Origin of the sequence: Phocaeicola coprophilus DSM 18228 = JCM 13818 (assembly GCF_000157915.1) — a bacterium.
Lineage (GTDB): Bacteria > Bacteroidota > Bacteroidia > Bacteroidales > Bacteroidaceae > Phocaeicola > Phocaeicola coprophilus.
In genome coordinates this window covers 89,986-112,368 of sequence record NZ_EQ973650.1, presented here as the reverse complement: position 1 = coordinate 112,368, position 22,383 = coordinate 89,986, and the positions used below count along the sequence as shown (strand labels likewise).

At 47.4% G+C, this 22,383-nt stretch carries 13 protein-coding genes and 1 pseudogene; 13 read left to right on the top strand and 1 reads right to left on the bottom strand.

The window, feature by feature from the left end; all coding sequences use genetic code 11:
* Positions 1–39: 39 nt before the first annotated feature.
* From BACCOPRO_RS14815 to BACCOPRO_RS14785, 7 genes are all read left to right on the top strand, one after another.
* Positions 40–1,212, top strand: coding sequence for a DUF4934 domain-containing protein (locus BACCOPRO_RS14815; protein WP_040311578.1), 1,173 nt, complete (start codon positions 40–42; stop codon positions 1,210–1,212).
* A gap of 265 nt (positions 1,213–1,477) precedes the next feature.
* Positions 1,478–3,250 (top strand): L-fucose isomerase, encoded by a 1,773-nt coding sequence (gene fucI, locus BACCOPRO_RS14810; RefSeq protein ID WP_008144922.1) that lies wholly within the window; start codon positions 1,478–1,480, stop codon positions 3,248–3,250.
* A 21-nt stretch (positions 3,251–3,271) separates the two neighbouring features.
* Positions 3,272–4,426, top strand: coding sequence for a lactaldehyde reductase (gene fucO / locus BACCOPRO_RS14805; RefSeq protein WP_008144921.1), 1,155 nt, complete (start codon positions 3,272–3,274; stop codon positions 4,424–4,426).
* The gene (locus BACCOPRO_RS14800; protein WP_008144918.1) at positions 4,423–5,061 is read left to right on the top strand and encodes a class II aldolase/adducin family protein; all 639 of its coding nucleotides are present in this window, start codon (positions 4,423–4,425) and stop codon (positions 5,059–5,061) included. Before fucO ends, BACCOPRO_RS14800 begins: the two co-directional genes overlap by 4 nt.
* A 97-nt stretch (positions 5,062–5,158) precedes the next feature.
* On the top strand, positions 5,159–6,547 hold the full coding sequence (locus tag BACCOPRO_RS14795) for a rhamnulokinase (protein ID WP_008144915.1): 1,389 nt from the start codon (positions 5,159–5,161) through the stop codon (positions 6,545–6,547).
* Between the two features lie 17 nt (positions 6,548–6,564).
* A complete protein-coding gene (fucP, locus tag BACCOPRO_RS14790) occupies positions 6,565–7,881 on the top strand; it encodes an L-fucose:H+ symporter permease (protein ID WP_008144912.1) in 1,317 nt (438 codons plus the stop codon).
* 156 nt (positions 7,882–8,037) lie between these two features.
* Positions 8,038–8,700 carry a hypothetical protein gene (locus BACCOPRO_RS14785; protein ID WP_008144910.1) on the top strand — a complete coding sequence of 221 codons (663 nt, stop codon included), beginning with the start codon at positions 8,038–8,040 and terminating at the stop codon, positions 8,698–8,700.
* 55 nt (positions 8,701–8,755) lie between these two features.
* Here the strand turns inward: BACCOPRO_RS14785 and BACCOPRO_RS14780 are convergent, their stop codons facing one another.
* The gene (locus BACCOPRO_RS14780) at positions 8,756–10,975 is read right to left on the bottom strand and encodes a beta-N-acetylglucosaminidase (RefSeq protein ID WP_008144908.1); all 2,220 of its coding nucleotides are present in this window, start codon (positions 10,973–10,975) and stop codon (positions 8,756–8,758) included.
* Between the two features lie 466 nt (positions 10,976–11,441).
* Here BACCOPRO_RS14780 and BACCOPRO_RS14775 point away from each other — a divergent pair.
* From BACCOPRO_RS14775 to BACCOPRO_RS14750, 6 genes and pseudogenes are all read left to right on the top strand, one after another.
* Positions 11,442–14,651, top strand: a pseudogene (locus tag BACCOPRO_RS14775) (SusC/RagA family TonB-linked outer membrane protein).
* 12 nt (positions 14,652–14,663) lie between these two features.
* Entirely contained in the window at positions 14,664–16,652 is a 1,989-nt protein-coding gene (locus BACCOPRO_RS14770) for a RagB/SusD family nutrient uptake outer membrane protein (protein ID WP_008144896.1), read from the top strand.
* 169 nt (positions 16,653–16,821) lie between these two features.
* Positions 16,822–18,237 carry an alpha-L-fucosidase gene (locus BACCOPRO_RS14765; protein ID WP_008144894.1) on the top strand — a complete coding sequence of 472 codons (1,416 nt, stop codon included), beginning with the start codon at positions 16,822–16,824 and terminating at the stop codon, positions 18,235–18,237.
* Positions 18,238–18,249: 12 nt separating this feature from the next.
* Positions 18,250–19,794 (top strand): sulfatase, encoded by a 1,545-nt coding sequence (locus tag BACCOPRO_RS14760; RefSeq protein ID WP_008144893.1) that lies wholly within the window; start codon positions 18,250–18,252, stop codon positions 19,792–19,794.
* Positions 19,795–19,869: 75 nt separating this feature from the next.
* Positions 19,870–21,156 (top strand): bifunctional folylpolyglutamate synthase/dihydrofolate synthase, encoded by a 1,287-nt coding sequence (locus BACCOPRO_RS14755; RefSeq protein ID WP_008144891.1) that lies wholly within the window; start codon positions 19,870–19,872, stop codon positions 21,154–21,156.
* Positions 21,157–21,250: 94 nt separating this feature from the next.
* The gene (locus BACCOPRO_RS14750; RefSeq protein WP_008144890.1) at positions 21,251–22,345 is read left to right on the top strand and encodes an aldose epimerase family protein; all 1,095 of its coding nucleotides are present in this window, start codon (positions 21,251–21,253) and stop codon (positions 22,343–22,345) included.
* The last annotated feature ends 38 nt before the right edge of the window (positions 22,346–22,383 follow it).

Genomic DNA, 22,383 nt, shown 5'->3' with positions numbered 1-22,383 from the left:
CCTTCTGCATAAATACATACGCATAAAACATGCTCACTTATGATAAGAAATTCAGGTATCTTTCTGTCTTTCCTGTTTTTGGCTTCTTGCTCTTTTTCAGGCAAGACAGAAAAGCAATCTTCATTTGAACCGGGCATGGTTCTCTCGTATGATAAAGCCTTGCCGCTGAGCCAGAAGTACTCAGATCTTTTTTCCCGGGTTGAAACCATTCCACTGGACACAACCGGCAACTTCCTTGTATCTGATATCCGCCAGTTCCGCTATGCGCTCGATCATTTCTTTGTGCTGAGCAGGGATGAAATCCTGATCTTTGACCGGCAGGGAAAAGGAATCGCCCGCATCAACCGCTATGGACAGGGCAGAGAAGAATACCTTTCCCTTTTGGGATTTGACGTCTGCGAAAAGGACAGCACAGTATGTCTGCTGACCTATCCTTCCAAGCTGATGCATTTTTCACTTGACGGAAGGTTGCTCCGGGAACATAAGATAGGAGTCCGGGGATTTGAGATCGCCCTGTTGCCGGATCATTCCTGGAGTATCTTTACGAATAATCTCCGTCAGCCGGAAAGCGACACGATCACATTGCTTGATATTTATGACGGAACAAACGGTACAAGCAGACACCTTATCGACGGATATACCAATCTTGGAAACCAGCTGCTTCCTTCTTTCCAGCAGAACCGCGTCTTTACGCATTCACGGAACGACCGGGAAGTATTGTTCGCACATCCGCTGTCAAACCATATCTGGTCTATAACCTCGCAGGATTCCGTACGCATCAAATATACGCTGGACTTCGGGGAAAAGAATCCACCGGAAGACGCTCCCGAAATGATTCATCCGGATGAAAGCCCGGCCGATGCCGTCATGAAATACTGGCCTGTCTACGGATTCAACAGTTGTTGGGAAAACAACCGCTACCTCTATATCCAGGCTTTCGTGGACAAACAGTTGAAAGATATCCTTTTCGACAAGCAGTCCCGACAACTTTATGCCGGATGGATGACGGACGATCTGATCTACTGTCAGATCAGACCGGTTGAAGCCACTGACGAACTCCTTGTCGGATATATTACGGCAGACGACCTGATCAGTCTGGAAGACTATCTGAATTCACGACCAGAGGAAAAGCAACCCGAACAGGTGACCCGACTGATTGAACGGGCACAAGAAGAAGGAAATCCAATAGTCTGCCTGTATCATATGAAATAAAAAAATCCATCCCTGAGAATGAAGTGATGAACAACTCCGGGATTCCTTTAAAAAGGCCGAGACGTTTTTTGAAAACGCTTCGGCCTTTGATATAAAACGTTTCGGCGTGTAAAAAAAAGAATTCGGCGTTTTTTCAATATCCTTTCTCACAAATTCCTCCATAAGGCCGGGTTAAATAATGTTATTATCATTCGTTTTATTATGCTATTCGGACAAAGTGCCTTATTTTTGTTCACATCATTAACCTAAAAAATATCATTACGACATGAAAAAATATCCGAAAATCGGAATTCGGCCGACCATTGACGGCCGTCAGGGAGGAGTTCGTGAAAGCCTCGAAGAAAAAACCATGAGTCTGGCAAAAGCTGTTGCCGAATTAATCACCAGCAATCTTAAAAACGGAGACGGAAGTCCTGTGGAATGTGTCATCGCAGACGGTACTATCGGACGTGTGGCTGAAAGTGCTGCCTGTGCTGAAAAGTTTGAACGCGAAGGCGTAGGCGCCACTATTACCGTTACATCCTGCTGGTGCTATGGCGCAGAAACCATGGATATGAATCCGTATTATCCCAAAGCAGTATGGGGATTCAACGGAACAGAACGTCCCGGAGCTGTTTATCTGGCAGCCGTACTGGCCGGACATGCTCAGAAGGGCTTGCCCGCTTTCGGTATTTACGGACGCGACGTACAGGATCTGGACGACAATACGATTCCGGCTGACGTAGCAGAAAAGATTCTCCGCTTTGCACGTGCAGCACAGGCTGTGGCTACTATGAGAGGCAAGTCATACCTGTCTATGGGTAGTGTGTCCATGGGTATCGCAGGATCTATCGTCAATCCGGACTTCTTCCAGGAATATCTGGGCATGCGCAATGAATCAGTTGACCTGACTGAAATCATCCGCCGTATGACTGAAGGTATCTATGACAAGGAAGAATTTGAAAAAGCCATGGCTTGGACCGAAAAACATTGCAAATGCAATGAAGGTAAGGACTTCAATACTCCGGCAAAAGCCAAGAACCGTGCAGAAAAGGATGCTGACTGGGAATTCATCGTGAAGATGACCATCATCATGCGCGACCTGATGCAGGGCAACCCCAAACTCAAGGAAATGGGCTTCAAGGAAGAGGCTTTGGGACACAACGCCATCGCTGCCGGTTTCCAGGGACAGCGCCAGTGGACCGACTTCTATCCGAACGGCGACTACTCGGAAGCTTTGCTGAACACCTCATTCGACTGGAACGGTCTGCGTGAAGCTTACGTTGTGGCTACCGAAAACGATGCTTGCAACGGCGTGGCTATGCTCTTCGGTCATTTGCTGACCAACCGCGCACAGATCTTCTCTGACGTCCGTACTTACTGGAGCCCGGAAGCTGTGAAACGCGTAACCGGCAAAGAACTTACCGGAATGGCTGCCAACGGTATTATTCACCTGATCAACTCAGGAGCAACGACTCTCGACGGAACCGGACAGCAGCAGGATGCCAACGGAAACCCGACCATGAAGCCTTACTGGGAAATCAGCGAAGAAGAAATGAACAAGTGTCTGGAAGCCACTACCTGGTATCCGGCTAACCGTGATTATTTCCGCGGCGGAGGTTTCTCATCCAACTTCCTGTCAAAAGGTGGAATGCCTGTTACCATGAGCCGACTGAATCTGGTGAAAGGACTCGGTCCTGTGCTGCAGATCGCAGAAGGATGGACAGTAGAAATCAATCCGGAAATCCACAAGCTGCTTGACGAACGTACCGACCGTACATGGCCGACTACCTGGTTCGTACCCCGCCTGTGCGACAAACCGGCTTTCAAGGATGTATACTCTGTCATGAACAACTGGGGAGCTAACCACGGAGCTATCAGCTACGGACACATCGGTCAGGATCTGATCACGCTTGCTTCCATCCTGAGAATCCCGGTATGCATGCACAATGTGGATGAAGACAAGATCTTCCGTCCCGCTGCATGGAATGCCTTCGGTATGGACAAGGAAGGAGCAGACTACCGTGCATGTACAACCTATGGTCCGATTTACAAATAAACCTTTAATCATTCTAAGATCATGATTCATCGCTTTATACTCAACGAAGTATCTTATTTCGGACCGGGTGCCCGCAAGATGCTTCCACAGGAAATCAAGAGACTGGGACTCCACAAGGCGCTGGTGGCAACCGATAAAGAACTGATCCGCTTCGGCGTGGCACAGAAAGTGCTCGACGTACTGGAGGAAGCAGGCGTTCCTTACGAGCTGTTCAGTGAAATCAAGCCGAATCCTACCGTAAGCAATGTGAAAGCCGGCGTAAAGGCATTCAGCGAATCGGGTGCGGATTTTATTCTGGCCATTGGCGGAGGTTCGTCAATCGATACGGCCAAAGCCATCGGTATCATCACCAACAATCCTTCATTCAGTGATGTAGTTTCACTGGAAGGCGTGGCTGATACCCAGCGTAAGTCTGTTCCCATCATTGCACTTCCGACAACAGCAGGAACCGCAGCCGAAGTGACCATCAACTATGTGATCACCGACGAGGAGAAACAGAAGAAAATGGTTTGTGTGGATCCGAACGACATCCCGGCCATCGCAATCGTGGATGCCGAACTGATGTACACACTGCCCAAAAGCCTGACAGCCGCTACCGGTATGGACGCTCTGACACACGCCATCGAAGGTCTGATTACCAAAGGTGCCTGGGAAATGAGTGACATGTTTGAAATCAAGGCTATCGAAATGATTAACCGTTATCTGGAAACAGCCGTCAAGGAACCGACCAATCCGGAAGCCCGCAACGGTATGGCTGTCGCACAGTATATCGCAGGTATGGCCTTCTCGAATGTAGGTCTGGGTGTCGTACATGGCATGGCTCACCCGCTTGGAGCAATCTTTGATATTCCTCACGGAGTTGCCAACGCACTGCTGCTGCCGACCATCATGGAATTCAATGCACCGGCTGCCCTCGACAAATATGTACAGATCGCCAAAGCCATGGACGTATATGTTCCCGGCATGAGCCGCGAAGAAGCTGCCGACGCAGCCGTACAGGCCGTGAAGGATCTGGCTGTCCGTGTAGGTATTCCCCAGCATCTGTCGGAACTGGGCATCCAGGAAAAAGATCTGGACCGGCTGGCCGACGCTGCCTTTGCAGATGTCTGCACCCCCGGTAACCCGCGCGAAGTAAACAAAGAAATCATTCTTAATCTCTATCAGAAAGTATTATGATCACAAACGAACATATCCAAGAATTCCTGGCTCAGGCCCACCGCGTGGGAGATGCCAGACTGACCATCTGCAGCAGCGGAAACCTTTCCTGGAGAATCGGCGAAGAAGCTCTGGTTTCAGGTACAGGTTCATGGGTTCCCTCTTTGCAGGCAGAAAAAGTATCCATCTGCAACATTGCGACCGGTGAAGTGAAGAATGGCGTGAAACCGTCTATGGAAAGCGGTTTCCACCTGGGCATTCTCCGCGAACGTCCCGATGTGAATGTAGTGCTGCACTTCCAGTCAGAATATGCCACTGCCGTAGCATGTATGAACAAGAAGCCGACCAACTTTAACGTAACGGCTGAAGTTCCCTGCCACGTAGGACGCGAAATTCCTGTCATTCCTTACTACAGACCGGGATCTCCCGAACTGGCTCATGCCGTAGTAGAAGCCATGAAGGATCACAATTCAATCCTCCTGACCAATCACGGACAGGTGGTATGCGGAAGCAACTTCGACCAGGTATTCGAAAGAGCCATGTTCTTCGAAATGGCCTGCCGCATCATTGTGCAGTCACATGGAGACTATTCTGTACTCACACCACAGGAAATTGAAGACCTGGATATCTACGTACTGGGAAAGAAGACCAAATAATACCTGACTGAACAAAACGGAGGATGCGCCAGAAAGGAAACAAGACTGACACATCCTCCGGATTGTTTTTATAACCGACCAAAACCATTATCCTATCATGAACAACACTTATCTGGCCATCGATTTCGGTGGAGGAAGCGGACGCGTCATTGCCGGACAAATTACCGGCGGACAGCTGCATCTGGACGAGATCTACCGTTTCTCCAACCGACAGATCAAGATGGGGAACCATATCTATTGGGACTTTCTGTCCTTATTCGAAGAAATGAAAAACGGCATCCGCCTTGCCGTACAAAAAGGCTATCATGTCACCAGTATCGGTATTGACACCTGGGGAGTGGATTTCGGACTGCTGGACCGTGCAGGAAATCTGCTGGGAAATCCCCGCTGCTACCGTGACCCGTATACAGAAGGGGCTCCGGAAGAAGTATTCAAAACCTTGTCACCATCCGAACATTACCGGGAAAGCGGCATTCAGGTGATGCCCATCAATTCCCTCTTTCAGCTCTATGCCATGAAAAAGGAATGTCCGGACCTGCTGGAATGTGCAGACAAACTGCTTTTTACTCCCGACCTGTTCAGCTACTTCCTGACCGGTACCGCCAACAATGAATATTGCATCGCCTCTACTTCCGAACTGATTCTTGCCAAAGAACGTTCCTGGAACTGGGAACTGATCAAACGGATGGGCTTCCCGTCACACCTGTTCGGAGAGATTGTCATGCCGGGAACTTCACGGGGAAACATTCTTCCTTCCATTGCAGCAGAAACAGGACTGCCAGCCGATACTCAAGTAATTGCCGTCGGTTCGCATGACACAGCCAGCGCTGTCTTTGCCGTTCCTTTCCCGGAAGGAAAAGCCTCCCGATGTGCATTCCTCAGTTCAGGAACCTGGTCTTTGCTGGGTGTGGAACTGGATGAACCGATCCTGAGCGAAGAAGCACGCCAGGCAGGATTCACCAACGAAGGCTGCACCGGAGGAAAAATCAAGTTCCTTCAGAACATTACAGGACTCTGGATTCTGCAACGTCTGATGCAGCAGTGGAAAGAGGCAGGAGCTGACACCAGCTACGGTCCTTTGCTGCAGCAAGCTTCCGAAAGCCAGATATCCGGCATGATCGATGTAGACAATCCTGTATTTACCAATCCGGCTGACATGGAAAAAGCCATCGCCGAATATTGCCTCAGCCACCATCAGGAAGTTCCTGTAACGAAAGGTGACTATGTGATGTGTGTACTGAAATCACTGGCTGCCCGTTACAAAAAAGGAATCGAACAGCTGAACAGCCTCCTTCCGGAGCCGATCCAACAGTTACACATCATCGGCGGCGGATGCCAGAATCAGTTGCTGAACCGCCTGACAGAGGAAGCTCTGGGCATTCCGGTCATTGCCGGACCCGTAGAAGCAACTGCCATCGGAAACATTCTGATGCAGGCTCAGGCATGCGGAGCCATTAAAAACAAAAACGAAGTTCATATATCCTGAAATCTAAAACGCATGCCATGAAAAAAAACAATCAACCGATATTGAAAGAAGGAAACATCAGCTACGTGTTTCCCTTTATTCTGATCACAACCTGTTTCGCGCTTTGGGGATTTGCCAATGATATCACGAATCCGATGGTCAAGGCTTTCTCCAAAATATTCCGCATGAGCGTAACAGAAGGCTCACTGGTACAGGTAGCTTTCTACGGAGGCTATTTTGCCATGGCCTTCCCTGCTGCCATGTTCATCCGCAAATATTCCTATAAAGCCGGGGTTATGCTCGGGCTGGGCTTATATGCCTTCGGAGCCTTTCTTTTCTTTCCGGCAATGAAGATGGGAAACTATTATCCTTTCCTCATCGCCTACTTCATCCTGACCTGCGGACTTTCGTTCCTGGAAACCAGCTGTAATCCTTACATCCTTTCCATGGGAACCGAAGAAACAGCTACCCGCAGACTGAACCTGGCTCAGGCATTCAATCCGATCGGCTCCCTGCTGGGTATGTTTGTAGCCATGAACTTCATTCAGAACCGGCTCCATCCGATGGATACCGCTGAACGGGCCCAACTGTCACTCAGTGAGTTTGAAGCAATCCGGGATGCAGACCTGCAGACACTGACAGCCCCCTACCTCATCATAGGTGTTGTCATCGTAGTGATGCTGATCGTCATCCGGATTTCCAAAATGCCGCTCAACAAGGATCAGTCGCACAAGATTGATTTTGTCCCGACCCTGAAACGCATCTTCCATCGCAAGCATTACCGCGAAGGAGTTATCACCCAGTTCTTCTATGTCGGCGCACAGATCATGTGCTGGACTTTCATCATTCAGTATGGAACTCACTTATTTACCTCAATGGGAATGGAAGAACAGGACGCAGAGGTACTCTCCCAGCAGTATAACATCATTGCCATGGGACTGTTCTGCGTAAGCCGTTTCATCTGTACCTTCCTGCTGAAGTATCTGAATCCCGGTCTGTTGCTGAAAACACTGGCCATTGCAGCCTGCGTATTCACAGTGGGAGTAATCACGCTGCAAAACATCTGGGGTATGTACTGTCTGGTAGGCGTTTCTGCCAGCATGTCACTGATGTTCCCCACCATCTACGGTATCGCTCTCCAGGGTCTTGGCGATGATGCCAAGTTTGGTGCAGCCGGACTGATTATGGCCATTCTCGGCGGCTCCGTACTTCCGCCGTTACAGGCTTCCATCATCGATATGGGCAGCTTCTGTGGATTCCCGGCCGTCAATCTGTCTTTCATTCTTCCCTTCATCTGCTTCGTAGCCGTCACCATCTACGGACACAGAACCAATATCCGGGAGAAAAAGCATTGATGACCTCATAAAAAATCATCAGGGAAAGCGAAAATATTCCGTCTTTCCCTGATGATCAGAAAATAGCAAGAAAAGTAAATTTCTCATTAAAAGAGTCAACAACTGATTCAGGAACTCCAAATATTCCATATCTTTGGAGAAATAAAGAAAAATGCCATGAAACAGTTTCTTTCATTCTTGTTGACACTCTCCTTTCTTCCGGTTCTCTGTCAGGCACAAACCGAAACGTCCCTGCCCGATAAGCAGATCATGGAATCACCAAACATACAGCCACTGCCGGATACCTTGAAATCGGACAGTGCGAAATTCAGTATTCCCTCCCCTGTTCCCCAGAGCAGCATTTACCGGCCTTTCAGCATGTACGGACTGAGTCCGCTGGATTACGGCTATGCAAGCTGGGAACTTCACCAGGGATTCAATGCTTCCATCGGACTGCACGTAACTTTCAGCCCCAGCAAATACGCCCCTTCCGGAGCCGGCTTCGGACAAGATGCCGCCTTTATGTATGCGCTCCCTCTCACCAAACGTTTCAGTGTGGCCGGAGGAGTTTATGCCAGCAACATGAACTGGGGATTCATCAACTACCGGCAGGTAGGTATTGCCGCCGTTGCAGCCTTTCAGGTCAACGACCGGATCAGTCTCTACGCTTACGGCAACAAGTCGCTGATGCCCGACCGTTCCTTCCCGTATTACCCCCTGCCTAACTTCGCACCCGACCGGCTGGGAGGCATGGTCAACTTCAAACTGGGCGAAAGCAGTTCGATCAGTATCGGTGTGGAAGGCCGGAGATATCCCAACGGAGCAGCGGCCTGGTGGTAGAATGATTGTATTCAGCAGAAGCAAAGAATGCTTCTGCTGACTTTATCAGTAAGTTTTATTGTTCAACGAAACGGAACTGCTTGAAATAAACTTTCTGTTCGCTGCCTGAAACATTGGTAAAACGGATCTTCAGCACTTTCATGCCGCTGACTTCCGCACTCAGCAAAGTACGGCCAGGCACAGGACGCAAGTCAACTGTCTTCCAGTTTACTCCATCAGCACTGATCTCCAGACGGAAGTTCTTTTCAGCTCCCTGTGTACCCAGATCCACCAGCAAGCTTTCCAGCGTACGGACATAATCCATAGCTACCGCAACTTCACCTCCGGCCTGCCAGATAATCACCTCGTTTGACGGAGAGACATTTCCTCCCTTACCTTTCTGACGCATCGGAAGCAGAGCCAGCTGCTTGACATTGCTGCTTAATGTATAAGGCATATATACCGCACGTGAATCCAATGTCGTACCGGCAGCCTTATTATAACGCTGAGTAGAAGTTTCAAACAGACTGTTAAAGGTGGGTAGCAGGTATTTGCTTCCGCTCTTCACTCCCGGCTGATAAGGATTCTGGTTATAAGTAGCATCCACTTCATACATCAGGGTTTGCAGAGCCTGGGCATGATCATGTACAGCAACAAACTCCTGTCCTCCCTGTTTCTGCAGACGAACCATCTTCAGCACTTCACGTCCGTATTCTCCGATCAGTTTAAACTGCATCAGCCACGGCTTGATTTCCTCAATCAGTTCCCGGCTTTCTTTGGAAGCAAGCAACCGGTCGGCTGCCACAATGATCTTGTCACATTCTTCAGCCACCTGCTTATATGCAGCCTCATCCATTTCTCCATTCTTTTCATAAGCAGCAAGCAGAGACTTCAGTGCCGGCTGCAAGGCTACAGACTCATCCCGACGGAAACCGTGTCCATTTTCTCCAAGGTCGGAGTTATGGGCTGCAAAGGTTTCCAGATAAGCAGCATGATTCGGCATCAGATCACGGATAGCACGTTTCCAGGAAGCATTGCTGTCATATTTCTCCAGGTTCCAGGCATAATCAGCCACACTGTACAATGCAATCTTCGAAGCTTCAGCACGTTCCATCGGATTGGAAACAAAGGCAGACATATCATCCTTGATGTCCAGACCGTTTCCATAAACCGGTCCCATCAGCAAATGATCACGTACATAGTCGGACACCGGGAAGTTCCACCAGATATAAGCCTTACGTTTCAGCAAAGGATTGATGAAATCCATTGATTCCTTATCGATGCAGGCAATGACCCGGTTACCGGTCCACATGATCTGAATACCTTTGTTGAGTTTATCACCCAACGTAGTCAGATATCCGCCTTTTACGTCCGACCACGACTTGTTGTATTCCGTAGGACACATGACCAGCGGTTCCACATCACCTTTCACCTTCACGAAATGATCATCCAGATAATTCAGCAGCTCAGCCTGCTTTTCAGCCTTGGTTCCTTCGCCGGAAATGTCATCGAAGAACACCGCAAAGGCACGTACCCCCAACTGATACATACTTTCAAACTTCTTCAACAGCAGGTCACGGTCTTCTTCATTCCATTTAATGTCCTGTCCCGGATGAATAGCCCAGTAAAATATTACACCATTTTCATTGGCCTTGTCCACCAGTTCCTTCAGCTGGGAAGCCTCCTTCGCAGGATAAGGCTTGCGCCAGTTCGGAGTGCTATGATAAGGATCATCCTTCGGACCATACAAATAGACATTCATCTTGTTGCGTCCGTAGAATTCCAGCTGACGGAGACGGGCTTCATGACTCCAGGGAGTACCATAAAAGCCTTCTACAACTCCACGATAAGGCACATCGGGATAGTCGGTCACTTCTGCCAAAGGCAACTTGCCCAATGTCATCAGCTGTGCCAGCGTCTGCACACCATAATAGGCACCACGCTCATCGGCACCGACAATAACGATACGGTCTTTCTCAATACCTAAATAATATCCTTCTGCCTGTTTGGGAACCCGGCGGACATATTTCTTGACAGATTTATCCCCCTTCACTCCTACATAAACAGGGAATCCATCCTTTCCTTCCCCTTTCGGGAACAAAGTATTCAACAGATGAAAAGCAGGAGTTTCACGAAAAGCAGTCTCAGCCTGAAGACTATATTGCACGGGAACCATCACCGAATCCTGACCGGCCTGATATTCCTGAGGAGTCGGCTGCAAATGAAATTCCTGTGCATAAACACTTCCCAGGGACAGAGTACCCATCAGTCCTAATACTAAAAAAGTTTTTCTCATGATTCTATTGATTATTTTTCAAGATTAACGTATTCTTTCATTTTGCAAATGTAGCGAATCTCATACAATCAGCAATGAAATGAAAAAAAAAATCCGAAAAAACAAGTTTTCAAGGTTTTGGAAACATTACATATTTACGCTTTACTGGTCGAAATATCATAAAAAAAGTTCTTTTTCTCTTTTTATATTTCATTTCATCCTCTATATAAACTAAGGTATATCCCATAAAACTCTAAAAATAAGCCATTGGTAAAAAAAGGTATAATCCTGAACATAAATATCTGATTAAAAGATATTTGTAAAACATTAAACGAATAAAAAATGTAAATTTATAAGATAATTCTTGCCAGATCAATGAGCAAACCTATCTTTGCGGACACTACTTTTTATAAACCGGCTGTAACAGAAGGAGATTACCGATCTGAAAACTCTCATTTGCTACAGCAAAAATACAATCATAAAAACTATGCTTAAAACTATTCGACCAGTAAGCATGTTACTACTACTGGCAGGATTACCCACCAGTCTGACACATGCCGGTATCACACATCGTGATGCTGTGGAGCAAATCCAACAAAACAATCCATGTACGGGTATTGTAAAAGATGCTTCCGGTGAAACCATCATCGGTGCTTCGGTTGTGGTCAAAGGAACAACCAATGGAACGATCACAGACCTGAACGGAGAATTCAGCCTTTCCAACATTACTCCTGGAACGACCATCCAGATCTCCTACATTGGATACAAAGACATTGAAATGGTCTGGAATGGCTCCCCTCTGAATGTAATACTACAGGAAGACACAAAAGTTTTGGACGAAGTTGTTGTGGTAGGATTCGGTACCCAAAAGAAGATTAACCTGACAGGAGCCGTTTCTACAGTTGACACTAAGGTCCTAGAATCCCGTCCTGTATCTCAGGTCGGACAGGCTCTGCAAGGAACCGTCCCCGGATTAAACCTTTCTGCTTCTGATCTTGGAGGCCAGTTGGGACAATCCATGAGCGTAAATATCCGCGGTACAGGAACCATTGGTACAGGGTCCAGCGCCAGCCCTCTGGTCCTGATTGACGGTATTGAAGGTAATATGAATAATCTGAACCCGGATGATATTGAAAACATTTCGGTTCTGAAAGATGCCGCTTCATCATCCATTTACGGATCACGTGCAGCCTTCGGTGTAATTCTGATTACGACAAAGAAAGGTAAAGCCGGAAAAATGCAAGTTAATTATAACAATAACTTCCGATATTCAGGTCCGACTAACCTTCCGGAACGGCTAGACTCTTACAGCTTTGCCAATTATTTCAATGAGATGTCCGTTAATCAGGGAAATCAGATCATTTTCACTGAGGAAACGATGCAACGCATCCAAGATTACATGGCCGGAAAAATCACGGACACAACTGTTCCCAACGGAACGAACTGGCATTTCCACGAAAAAGCCAATGACAATGTGGACTGGTATAAAGTGCATTTCAAATGGGCATGGAGCAATGAACACAACATCAGTCTGAATGGAGGAACAGAGAAACTGCAATATTATGTATCAGGAAACTATCTGAACCAAAACGGTAATTTGCGTTATGGTAATGACAACCTGAAACGTTATAACTTTACAGCTAAAGTCAACACGCAAATCAACAAATATATTGATTTCAACATCAATACAAAGTTTATTCGCTTTGATCTGGACAATCCTTTGTACTCCGATATGGGAGGACTGCTTTATCATGACATTGCCCGCATGTGGCCTATGATGCCATTCAAAGATCCTAACGGCCACTACATGCGCAATGGAAAACTTGCCCAATTGACAGAAGGCGGTCGTGCAAAAACTCACAATGATAATATTTACCTGCAAGGACAATTGGTTCTCCATCCACTGAAAAACTGGAATATCTACGTGGAAGGAGGTATGAGAATCATCAATGAAAACCAGCAGACCAACCTGAATGCTATTTATGAGTACAACATAGACAATCAACCGGTAACAATGGCCTTTGCCGGTGATTATTCCCCCGGAGCAACTTTTGCACGCAGTTCGTTTTCAAATACAAACTTCTATACCACATCCATTTATACAGATTATACTCTGGATTTAAACAAACATAATCTGAAATTCATGGCCGGTATGAACACAGAAGAAAACAAATACCGTGATTTATCGGTACAACGTGATAACGTGATCACCTCTTCCATTCCAGAAATCAGTGCATCTGTAGGCGAAGACAAGATAAACAATGCTTATGTATACGACTAGGCTACTGCCGGTTTCTTCGGACGAATCAATTACAATTATGACGACCGGTATCTGGCTGAATTCAACATCCGCTATGATGGATCTTCACGATTCCTACGTGATCAACGCTGGAATGTATTCCCCTCGTTTTCTTTAGGATGGAATGCAGCACGCGAATCATTCTTCCAGCCCATCAGTCATATCATCAATATCCTCAAGCCTCGCGTTTCATGGGGTATGCTGGGAAATCAGAACACAAGTTCATACTATCCGTTCTACCTTTCACAAAGTGTGACAGCCAACGGAGGCGGATGGCTGATGAATGGTGTCCGTCCTACCGTAGCCGGTGCTCCGGGAGTTGTCAGCAGTACGTTAACCTGGGAAAAGGTTTACAATACCAACTTCGGACTTGACTTTGGATTCTTCAACAACCGGCTGACCGGATATTTCGAATACTATATCCGGCAGACCAGAGATATGGTAGGTCCTCCTGCTGAAATCGGAGCGGCATTAGGTATCAGTTTACCGAACACCAACAATGCAACACTTGACAACCGAGGATGGGATTTGCAGATCAACTGGCAAGACCGTATCGGAAAAGTCAACTACAACGTAGGTTTCAACCTGTCTGATAACCGGGTTAAAGTAACCAAATATCCGAATGAATCCATGTCATTGAATACTTACTACAACGGCATGGTATTAGGAGAAATCTGGGAATATGAAACGGCCGGAATAGCCAAATCAGATGAAGAAATGAACAACTGGCTGAGTACTCACGACCAAAGCAAATTAGGTTCTGAATGGGGAGCCGGAGATATCATGTACAAGGATCTGAATGGCGATGGTGTCATCGACAACGGAAACAACACTTTGGGAAACCACGGAGACCTCAAAGTAATCGGAAACAGTAACCCCCGGTTCCGCTTCGGCTTAACCTTAGGAGCCAACTGGAAAGGATTCGACGTTCAAATGTTCTTCCAGGGTGTCATGAAACGTGATTTGTGGGTAAGCGGTCCTTTGTTCTGGGGTGGAAACGGCGGCGAATGGCAGTCTACAGGCTTGAAACAGCACCTGGATTATTTCCGTCCGGAAAACACAAGTTCCGTATTCAGTCCCAATGTAGATTCCTATTATCCGAAAGCTTATATCGGAGACAAAGGAAACAAGAACAAATATACCCAGACCCGCTATTTGCAAAATGCTGCATATATGCGTATGAAAAACCTGCAGATCGGTTACACTTTCCCTCAAGAATGGACAAACAAACTGCATGTTGACAGACTGCGCGTATTTTTCAGTGGCGAAAACCTGTTTACCCTTACAGGCATTGCCGGTATGTTTGACCCCGAAGCAACAGCAGCCAACGAATGGTCAAGCGGAAAAACCTATCCTTTGTCCCAAACATTCTCTTTCGGTCTTAATCTTACCCTTTAAACCAACGAACGTATGAAAAAACAACTATATATTCTGGCAATTGGATTTATAGCCTTAGCCAGCAGCTCCTGTAACGACTTCTTAGACAGAGAACCACTGGACTCTGTGCCGACATCCCAATATCTGTTCAACGAAAATGACTTGTCTGCCTACACAGCCAACATGTATGGAATATTCCCTGTACATGCCGGATATGGCCTGGGTACGTTCGATGACGACAACGACAGTGACAATCAGGCCGGATCATCTCCCAATGATCTATTTGTGAAAGGTCAAACCCGCGTGGCACAAAACGGAGGAGACTGGGACTTCGGCAATATCCGTACAGCCAACTATTTCATAAACACAGTCCGTCCCCGTCTGGAAAACGGAGAGATTGAAAATTCTGCAAACAACAATCACTATCTGGGTGAAATGTACTTCTTCCGGGCTTATATCTATGCCGAAAAATTGATCTCCCTGGGCGATTTTCCCATTATCAAGGAAATGATTGCAGACAATTATGACGCCGTACGGGAAGCCAGCAAAAGACGTCCCCGAAACGAAGTTGCCCGCTTTATCATTTCAGATCTGGACTCAGCCTACCATTACATGAGTGCCACTCCTCCCATGACTAACCGGTTGACCAAAGACTGTGCTGCGTTACTTAAAAGTCGTATTGCTTTATTTGAAGGTACCTGGGAAAAGTATCATAAAGGGACCAACCGGGTTCCGGGAGGACCGGGATGGCCAGGAGCAGACAAAGATTACCTGAAAGATTTCACAATCAATATTGAAGAAGAAATCAACTATTTCCTGACACAAGCTAAAGAGGCCGCGCAAATTGTAGCAGACAACCATGCACTGGATGCCAGCTATTCAAAGTTATTCAACAGCCAGAGTCTGAGCAGTTCCACAGAAGCTCTGTTATGGAAACAATATGACGGAACCATGACACCGGCTGTCAATCACTTTGTTGTCGGATATATCCAGCGTAACGGAGGCGGAAACTCCGGATTTACCCGGAGTATGGTAGAATCATTCCTGATGCAGGATGGTACCCCCATCTATGCTTCCAGCGACTATCAGGGTGACAAAACTTACGAAAATGTTGCTTATGGAAGAGATCCCAGACTGCTGGATAATGTTCTTATTCCGGGTGATCTGCTAACTACCTCTGCCACAATGACCGAAGCTAAAATCGATAAAGCAGGTTATTACTATCGGGCTCCGATTACCGAAATTTCCGAAAACAGATGTCCAACGGGCTATTCCATCAAAAAAGGATTAACAACAGATCCGGAACAGGGACCTACTCTTCCTGCTACAACAGCCAGTGTTGTATTCTGGGCAGCAGAAGCTTACCTGAATTATATGGAAGCAGACTGTGAACTGAACAATGGAAACCTGGACGCCAACAGCATGAAATACTGGGAAGCTCTCCGAACCCGCGGAGGCATTGCCCCCAATACAATCCAGCATACCATTGATCTGACAGACGTAACAAAAGAAAACGATCTGGCACGTTACTCAGGAGAAAATCTGGTAAGTTCCACCTTATATAATATAAGACGCGAACGGCGCATTGAACTGGCTGCAGAAGGATTGCGCTTTGAAGATCTGAAACGATGGAGATCTCTTGATATGATGCAAAACTATCACGTACAAGGATTCAATCTGTGGGATAAAAACTACAAGCGCTATGCTACTCCCGACGCCGGACTCAATGGAAGTAATTTTGATGCACCCCTCAACGTCATTGCACTGAAAGAAAGCGGAGCTGAAGATTCAAATGTGTCAGCCAAAGCTGACGGAGTTTACATGATGCCTTACCGGGTTCTGACCAACAACATCGCATTCAACGGATACAATTGGAACCCCAATAAGTATTTGAACCCGATAGCCTTCGATCATTTCCGTCTGACAACCGCAGAGGAAGGTTCATCTGACTATACAACCTCTGCAATTTACCAGAATCCGGGCTGGAAAATTGAAACAAACAGTTTACCGGAAGGGGATTAAACCTATATAGTCATGACACGAGCTGGAGAGCAATCCCAAACTTTTGGGAACGTTCTCCAGCTTTTTTTATGAATATCCAGATCTGACATGAACAAAAAAGACCGGGAATATTCATTTTTTACTTTTTAAAGAAGTATCTTTGAATACTCAATTTTTACCTTATGAAAATATGAAAGAAAGAAGCATCTTTTCCAGAATCAAACAGACTTGCATCCTTCTGGCTTTGTTAACCACAACCATATGCCAGGCTCAAAATGTCTCTAATCTGCCCGTTCCGGCTCCGCATCAGCTGAAATGGCATGAAGCCGAATTGGGGGTGGTCTTCCATTATGACCTGCACGTTTTCGACGGACAGATTTACGGACAAGGGAACAACCGGATCAATCCCGTTGAAGACTACAACATCTTTAACCCCACCCAGCTGAACACAGACCAGTGGATCGAAGCAGCGAAAGCAGCCGGTGCCAAATTTGCCATACTTACAGCAACTCATGAAACCGGATTCGGTCTCTGGCAAAGTGATGTAAATCCCTACTGTCTGAAAGCCGTCAAATGGCGTGATGGAAAAGGCGATATCGTCCGCGATTTTGTCAACTCCTGCCGCAAATATGGTATACAGCCGGGTATTTATATTGGCATCCGATGGAACTCTCTGTTAGGTATCCATAATTTCAAGGCGGAAGGAGAAGGCGAATTTGCCCGCAACCGCCAGACATGGTACAGACACCTGTGCGAAAAAATGGTTACTGAACTCTGTACCCGTTATGGAGAACTTTTCATGATCTGGTTTGACGGAGGTGCAGACGATCCCAAAGGCATGGGCCCGGACGTAGAACCCATCGTCAACAAATATCAGCCAAACTGTCTCTTCTATCACAATGTCAGCCGGGCAGATCTCCGTTGGGGAGGCTCTGAAAGCGGAACAGTGGGTTATCCGTGCTGGTCCACTTTCCCTTATCCATACAGTCACAGCAATGCAACCGACGGTGTTCAGGATCACAACAAGCTGCTCGCTCATGGCGATCCGGAAGGCAAATACTGGGTACCTGCCATGGCCGACACTCCACTGAGAGGATATAACGGCCGTCACGAATGGTTCTGGGAACCGGGAGATGACGACAAGGCTGTTTATCCGTTGAGCAACCTGATGGATATGTACGAAAAATCAGTAGGAAGAAATGCTACACTGATTGTCGGTCTGACTCCCAATCCGGAAGGCTTGATTCCCCAGCAGGATGTCAAACGCCTGCAAGAATGGGGACAGGAAATCAACAGACGCTTCAAAAAACCTCTGGCCCAAACCAGCGGAAGCAAGAAAGCACTGACCCTGAAAACCGGGAAAGGTACACAAGCCAACTATTACATCATTCAGGAAGACATTACTCAGGGAGAACGAATCCGCGCTTACCGGGTAGAAGCACGCCTGAACGGAAAATGGTCTGCTATTGCCCGGGGAACCTCTGTCGGCCATAAGCGAATTGAATCTTTCCCCGCCGTTGAAGCTGATGCGTTCCGCCTCGTCATAGAAAAAAGCGAGGGTAATCCTTGCATTACCAATTTCAGTATTTATCATGTAGAACCTTAACCAACTGAGCACATGAATAAAATTTTATTAGGGACATTCGGACTACTTCCGCTGTCCGCTTCCCTGTATGCACAATCAGCCGAAAACCAGCCAGACAAACGTCCCAACATCATATTCTTTCTGGTCGATGATATGGGATGGCAGGATACTTCCCTGCCTTTCTGGACAGAGAAGACACCCTATAACCGGCTTTATGAAACTCCCAACATGGAACGTCTGGCCCGTCAGGGAATGATGTTTACCCAGGCCTATGCCTCCAGCATCAGTTCGCCGACACGATGCAGCCTGATGACCGGTGCCAATGCAGCCCGTCATCGGGTAACCAACTGGACATTACAGAAAAACCGCTCGACCGATGCCGAAAGTGAAACGCTGCAATTGCCGGAATGGAACTGGAACGGAATTGCACAAACCGGCGGAACCAGTCATACGTTCGTGGCCAAATCTTTCGTTCAGTTACTGAAAGAAAGCGGCTATCATACCATTCATTGTGGGAAAGCACACTGGGGGGCCATTGACACCCCGGGGGAAAATCCCTGTCACTTCGGATTTGAGACAAACATTGCCGGACACGCCGCGGGAGGACTGGCCACTTACCTGAGCGAACTGAACTACGGACACGACGCACAGGGAAACCCCACTTCCCTGATGTCTGTACCCGGACTGGAGAAATACTGGCAAACAGGAACCTTCGTCACAGAGGCCCTGACTCAGGAAGCTTTGAAGGCACTGGACAAAGCCAAACAATACAATCAGCCGTTCTATCTGTATATGTCCCACTATGCCATCCATATTCCGATTGATAAGGACACCAGATATTTCGAAAAGTACAAGCAAAAAGGAATGTCGGATAAAGAAGCTGCCTACGCTTCCCTGATTGAAGGAATGGACAAAAGTCTGGGAGATATCATGGACTGGCTTGAAAAAAACGGAGAGGCCGACAACACCATTATTCTGTTTATGGGGGACAACGGAGGCTATGCAACCGGAAGTCATTGGCGCGATGAACCGCTTTACACCCAAAATGCTCCTCTCAACTGCGGTAAAGGATCGGCTTACGAAGGCGGAATCCGTGAACCGATGATTGTCAGCTGGCCGGGAGTTACCCAGCCCTCTTCCCGGTGCGACCGCTATCTGCTGGCTGAGGACTATTTCCCGACAATTCTCGAAATGGCCGGCATCACAGACTGGAAAGTCCCGCAAACAATAGACGGAGTAAGTTTTGTCCCTCTGCTCAAACAGACCGGAGACCCGTCGGAAGGACGGAGCCTTTACTGGAACTGCCCCAACCTGTGGGGAGAAGCAGGACCCGGAATCGGAGCAACCTGCAGCATCCGTCAGGGCAAATGGAAACTCATCTATTTCTACGAAACCGGACAAAAAGAGCTGTATGATATTCCGGCTGATATCAGCGAACAGCACAACCTGGCAGCCAGCCATCCTGAGGTCGTGAAACGCCTGTCAAAAGATCTGGGCAATTTTCTGCGCAGTTCCGGCGGACAACGCCCTTCTTTCAAAGCTACCGGGAAGCCCTGTCCCTGGCCGGACGAGATATGATTTTGCCTGTTTTCATGTACAAAATCCGCCAGTTCTCGCTATCTTTGCGACCATAACCTAAAAAGGAATGGATTTATGAACTATCAGGAAACTCTTAACTATCTCTATAACAGCGCTCCTCTTTTTCAACATATAGGAAAGGCTGCCTACAAGGAAGGACTGTCCAATACGTATGCTCTGGATGATCATTTCCGTCACCCTCATCAGAAGTTTCGTACGATCCACATAGCAGGAACCAACGGTAAAGGTTCCTGCTCACATACCCTGGCAGCCATCCTTCAGTCGGCCGGTTACCGGACCGGACTCTACACGTCTCCACATCTGGTAGACTTCCGTGAACGGATCCGAATCAACGGAACGCCTGTTCCCCAGGAGTTTGTAGTTGATTTCGTCAAAAAGCACCGGCGTTTCTTCGAGCCGCTTCACCCTTCTTTCTTCGAACTGGCCACTTCCATGGCCTTTCATTATTTTGCAGAAGAGCAGGTAGATGTAGCAGTTGTGGAGGTCGGACTGGGAGGCAGACTGGATTGCACCAATATCATCCATCCGGACTTGTGCCTGATCACGAACATCAGCTTTGACCATGTGCAGTTTTTGGGAAATACCCTGGCACAGATTGCCTCAGAGAAAGCAGGTATCATCAAAGATTACGTACCGGTAGTCATCGGAGAAACGACCCCTGAAACCCGTCCGGTATTCGAAGAAAAAGCATGGAAAGCTCATGCTCCCCTGATCTTTGCAGAAGAAGAACAGCTGCTGAAAGATGCCCGTCAGAATGCAGACGGTACCTGGACTTATCAAACCAGTGATTATCCCGACCTGCAGGGTGAGCTGGGAGGATATTACCAGTTAAAAAACACCAATACACTTTTATCTGCCATCCGCCAATTAAAGCAAGCCGGATATTCAATCAGTGAAGCCAACGTACGTGAAGGATTCGCTCATGTATGCAGCCTTACGGGACTGATGGGCCGCTGGCAGAAACTGGGTTCCAACCCCACCATTGTCTGTGACACAGGACATAACACCGGAGGTATCCGCTATATCGTGGAGCAACTCCGTAACCAGACTTATGATACCCTTCACATCGTTATCGGAATGGTTAACGACAAAGACATCAGCGGAGTACTCGCCATGCTTCCCAAAGAAGCCCGCTACTACTTCACTCAAGCCAGTGTACAGCGTGCACTTCCGGCCGACAAGGTGAAAGAACTGGCCGCATCTCATGGCCTGAAAGGAGAAAGTTATCCGGATGTAGCCACAGCACTGAAAGCTGCCCAAAGTGAAGCTACGGAAAAAGACTTCATCTTTGTAGGCGGAAGCAGTTTCATTGTGGCCGATTTATTATCTTTAAATAAATAACGCAATTTCTTTTCAAACAAAATGTTTGGGTATTTTGAATAAAATCTTTTTATTTGCATAGAAATTTCATTGTACAAATTAAACATTTTAATATATGAATGACACATTTTACAAAGAAGACAATTTAAGCGGCCTCAAAAGGGCTGACTTTCAGAAGACAATTGACGGTAAACAAACCGATCTGTTTATACTCTCCAACGATAAAGGTGCTGAAGTAGCCATCACCAATTACGGAGGAGCCATTGCCGCATTGATGGTTCCCGACCGAAACGGAAAACTGGCCAATGTGGTACAGGGACACGATTCCATTGAAGGAGTCATCAACAGCCCGGAACCTTTCCTCAGCACACTGATCGGACGTTACGGTAACCGTATTGCCAAAGGAAAGTTCCAACTTGGCAACAAAGAATACAAGCTGACCATCAACAACGGACCCAACTCCCTGCACGGAGGACCTACCGGTTTTCACGCACGCGTATGGGATGCAGAACAGACCAGTAAGCAAAGCCTGACTCTTCGCTATCTTTCACGCGACGGAGAAGAAGGATTCCCCGGAAGTCTGGATGTAACGGTTGTATATACATTCACCAACCAGAATGAACTGGTAATTACTTATTCAGCCATTACCGACCAACGGACCATCGTCAATCTTACACACCACGCATTTTTCAATCTGGCAGGACTTGCCAATCCCACTCCGAGCGTGGAAAACAACATCGTCACTATCAACGCAGACTTTTATATCCCCATGGATGAAGTTTCCATCCCGACCGGCGAAATCGCCAAAGTGGAAGGAACTCCTATGGACTTCCGCACACCACACACAGTGGGAAGCCGCATCAATGAACCGTTCCAGCAGCTGGTTTACGGAGCCGGTTATGACCATTGCTACGTTCTGAACAAGAAGGAACCCGGTACGCTGACCTTCGCAGCCAAATGTGTGGAACCGGAAAGCGGACGCAGTCTGGAAGTATATACCACTGAACCGGGCGTACAAGTCTATACACACAACTGGGCCAACGGTTTCAGCGGCTGGCACGGAGCAACCTTCCCCAAACGGAGTGCTATCTGCTTCGAAGCACAACATTTCCCGGATTCTCCCAATAAGGGACATTTCCCGCCGGTTATCCTGAACCCGGGCGACACCTATCATCAGGTCACTATTTACAAATTTGGCGTAGAAGAATAATCGAAACTAACCTTTAATAACAACTTATAATTATTTAA

Bases quoted from the DNA above. Each gene is read 5' to 3' on its own strand.
- BACCOPRO_RS14815 (WP_040311578.1), top strand. From the start codon at position 40: ATGATAAGAAATTCAGGTATCTTTCTGTCTTTCCTGTTTTTGGCTTCT.
- fucI (WP_008144922.1), top strand. From the start codon at position 1,478: ATGAAAAAATATCCGAAAATCGGAATTCGGCCGACCATTGACGGCCGT.
- fucO (WP_008144921.1), top strand. From the start codon at position 3,272: ATGATTCATCGCTTTATACTCAACGAAGTATCTTATTTCGGACCGGGT.
- BACCOPRO_RS14800 (WP_008144918.1), top strand. From the start codon at position 4,423: ATGATCACAAACGAACATATCCAAGAATTCCTGGCTCAGGCCCACCGC.
- BACCOPRO_RS14795 (WP_008144915.1), top strand. From the start codon at position 5,159: ATGAACAACACTTATCTGGCCATCGATTTCGGTGGAGGAAGCGGACGC.
- fucP (WP_008144912.1), top strand. From the start codon at position 6,565: ATGAAAAAAAACAATCAACCGATATTGAAAGAAGGAAACATCAGCTAC.
- BACCOPRO_RS14785 (WP_008144910.1), top strand. From the start codon at position 8,038: ATGAAACAGTTTCTTTCATTCTTGTTGACACTCTCCTTTCTTCCGGTT.
- BACCOPRO_RS14780 (WP_008144908.1), bottom strand. From the start codon at position 10,975: ATGAGAAAAACTTTTTTAGTATTAGGACTGATGGGTACTCTGTCCCTG.
- BACCOPRO_RS14770 (WP_008144896.1), top strand. From the start codon at position 14,664: ATGAAAAAACAACTATATATTCTGGCAATTGGATTTATAGCCTTAGCC.
- BACCOPRO_RS14765 (WP_008144894.1), top strand. From the start codon at position 16,822: ATGAAAGAAAGAAGCATCTTTTCCAGAATCAAACAGACTTGCATCCTT.
- BACCOPRO_RS14760 (WP_008144893.1), top strand. From the start codon at position 18,250: ATGAATAAAATTTTATTAGGGACATTCGGACTACTTCCGCTGTCCGCT.
- BACCOPRO_RS14755 (WP_008144891.1), top strand. From the start codon at position 19,870: ATGAACTATCAGGAAACTCTTAACTATCTCTATAACAGCGCTCCTCTT.
- BACCOPRO_RS14750 (WP_008144890.1), top strand. From the start codon at position 21,251: ATGAATGACACATTTTACAAAGAAGACAATTTAAGCGGCCTCAAAAGG.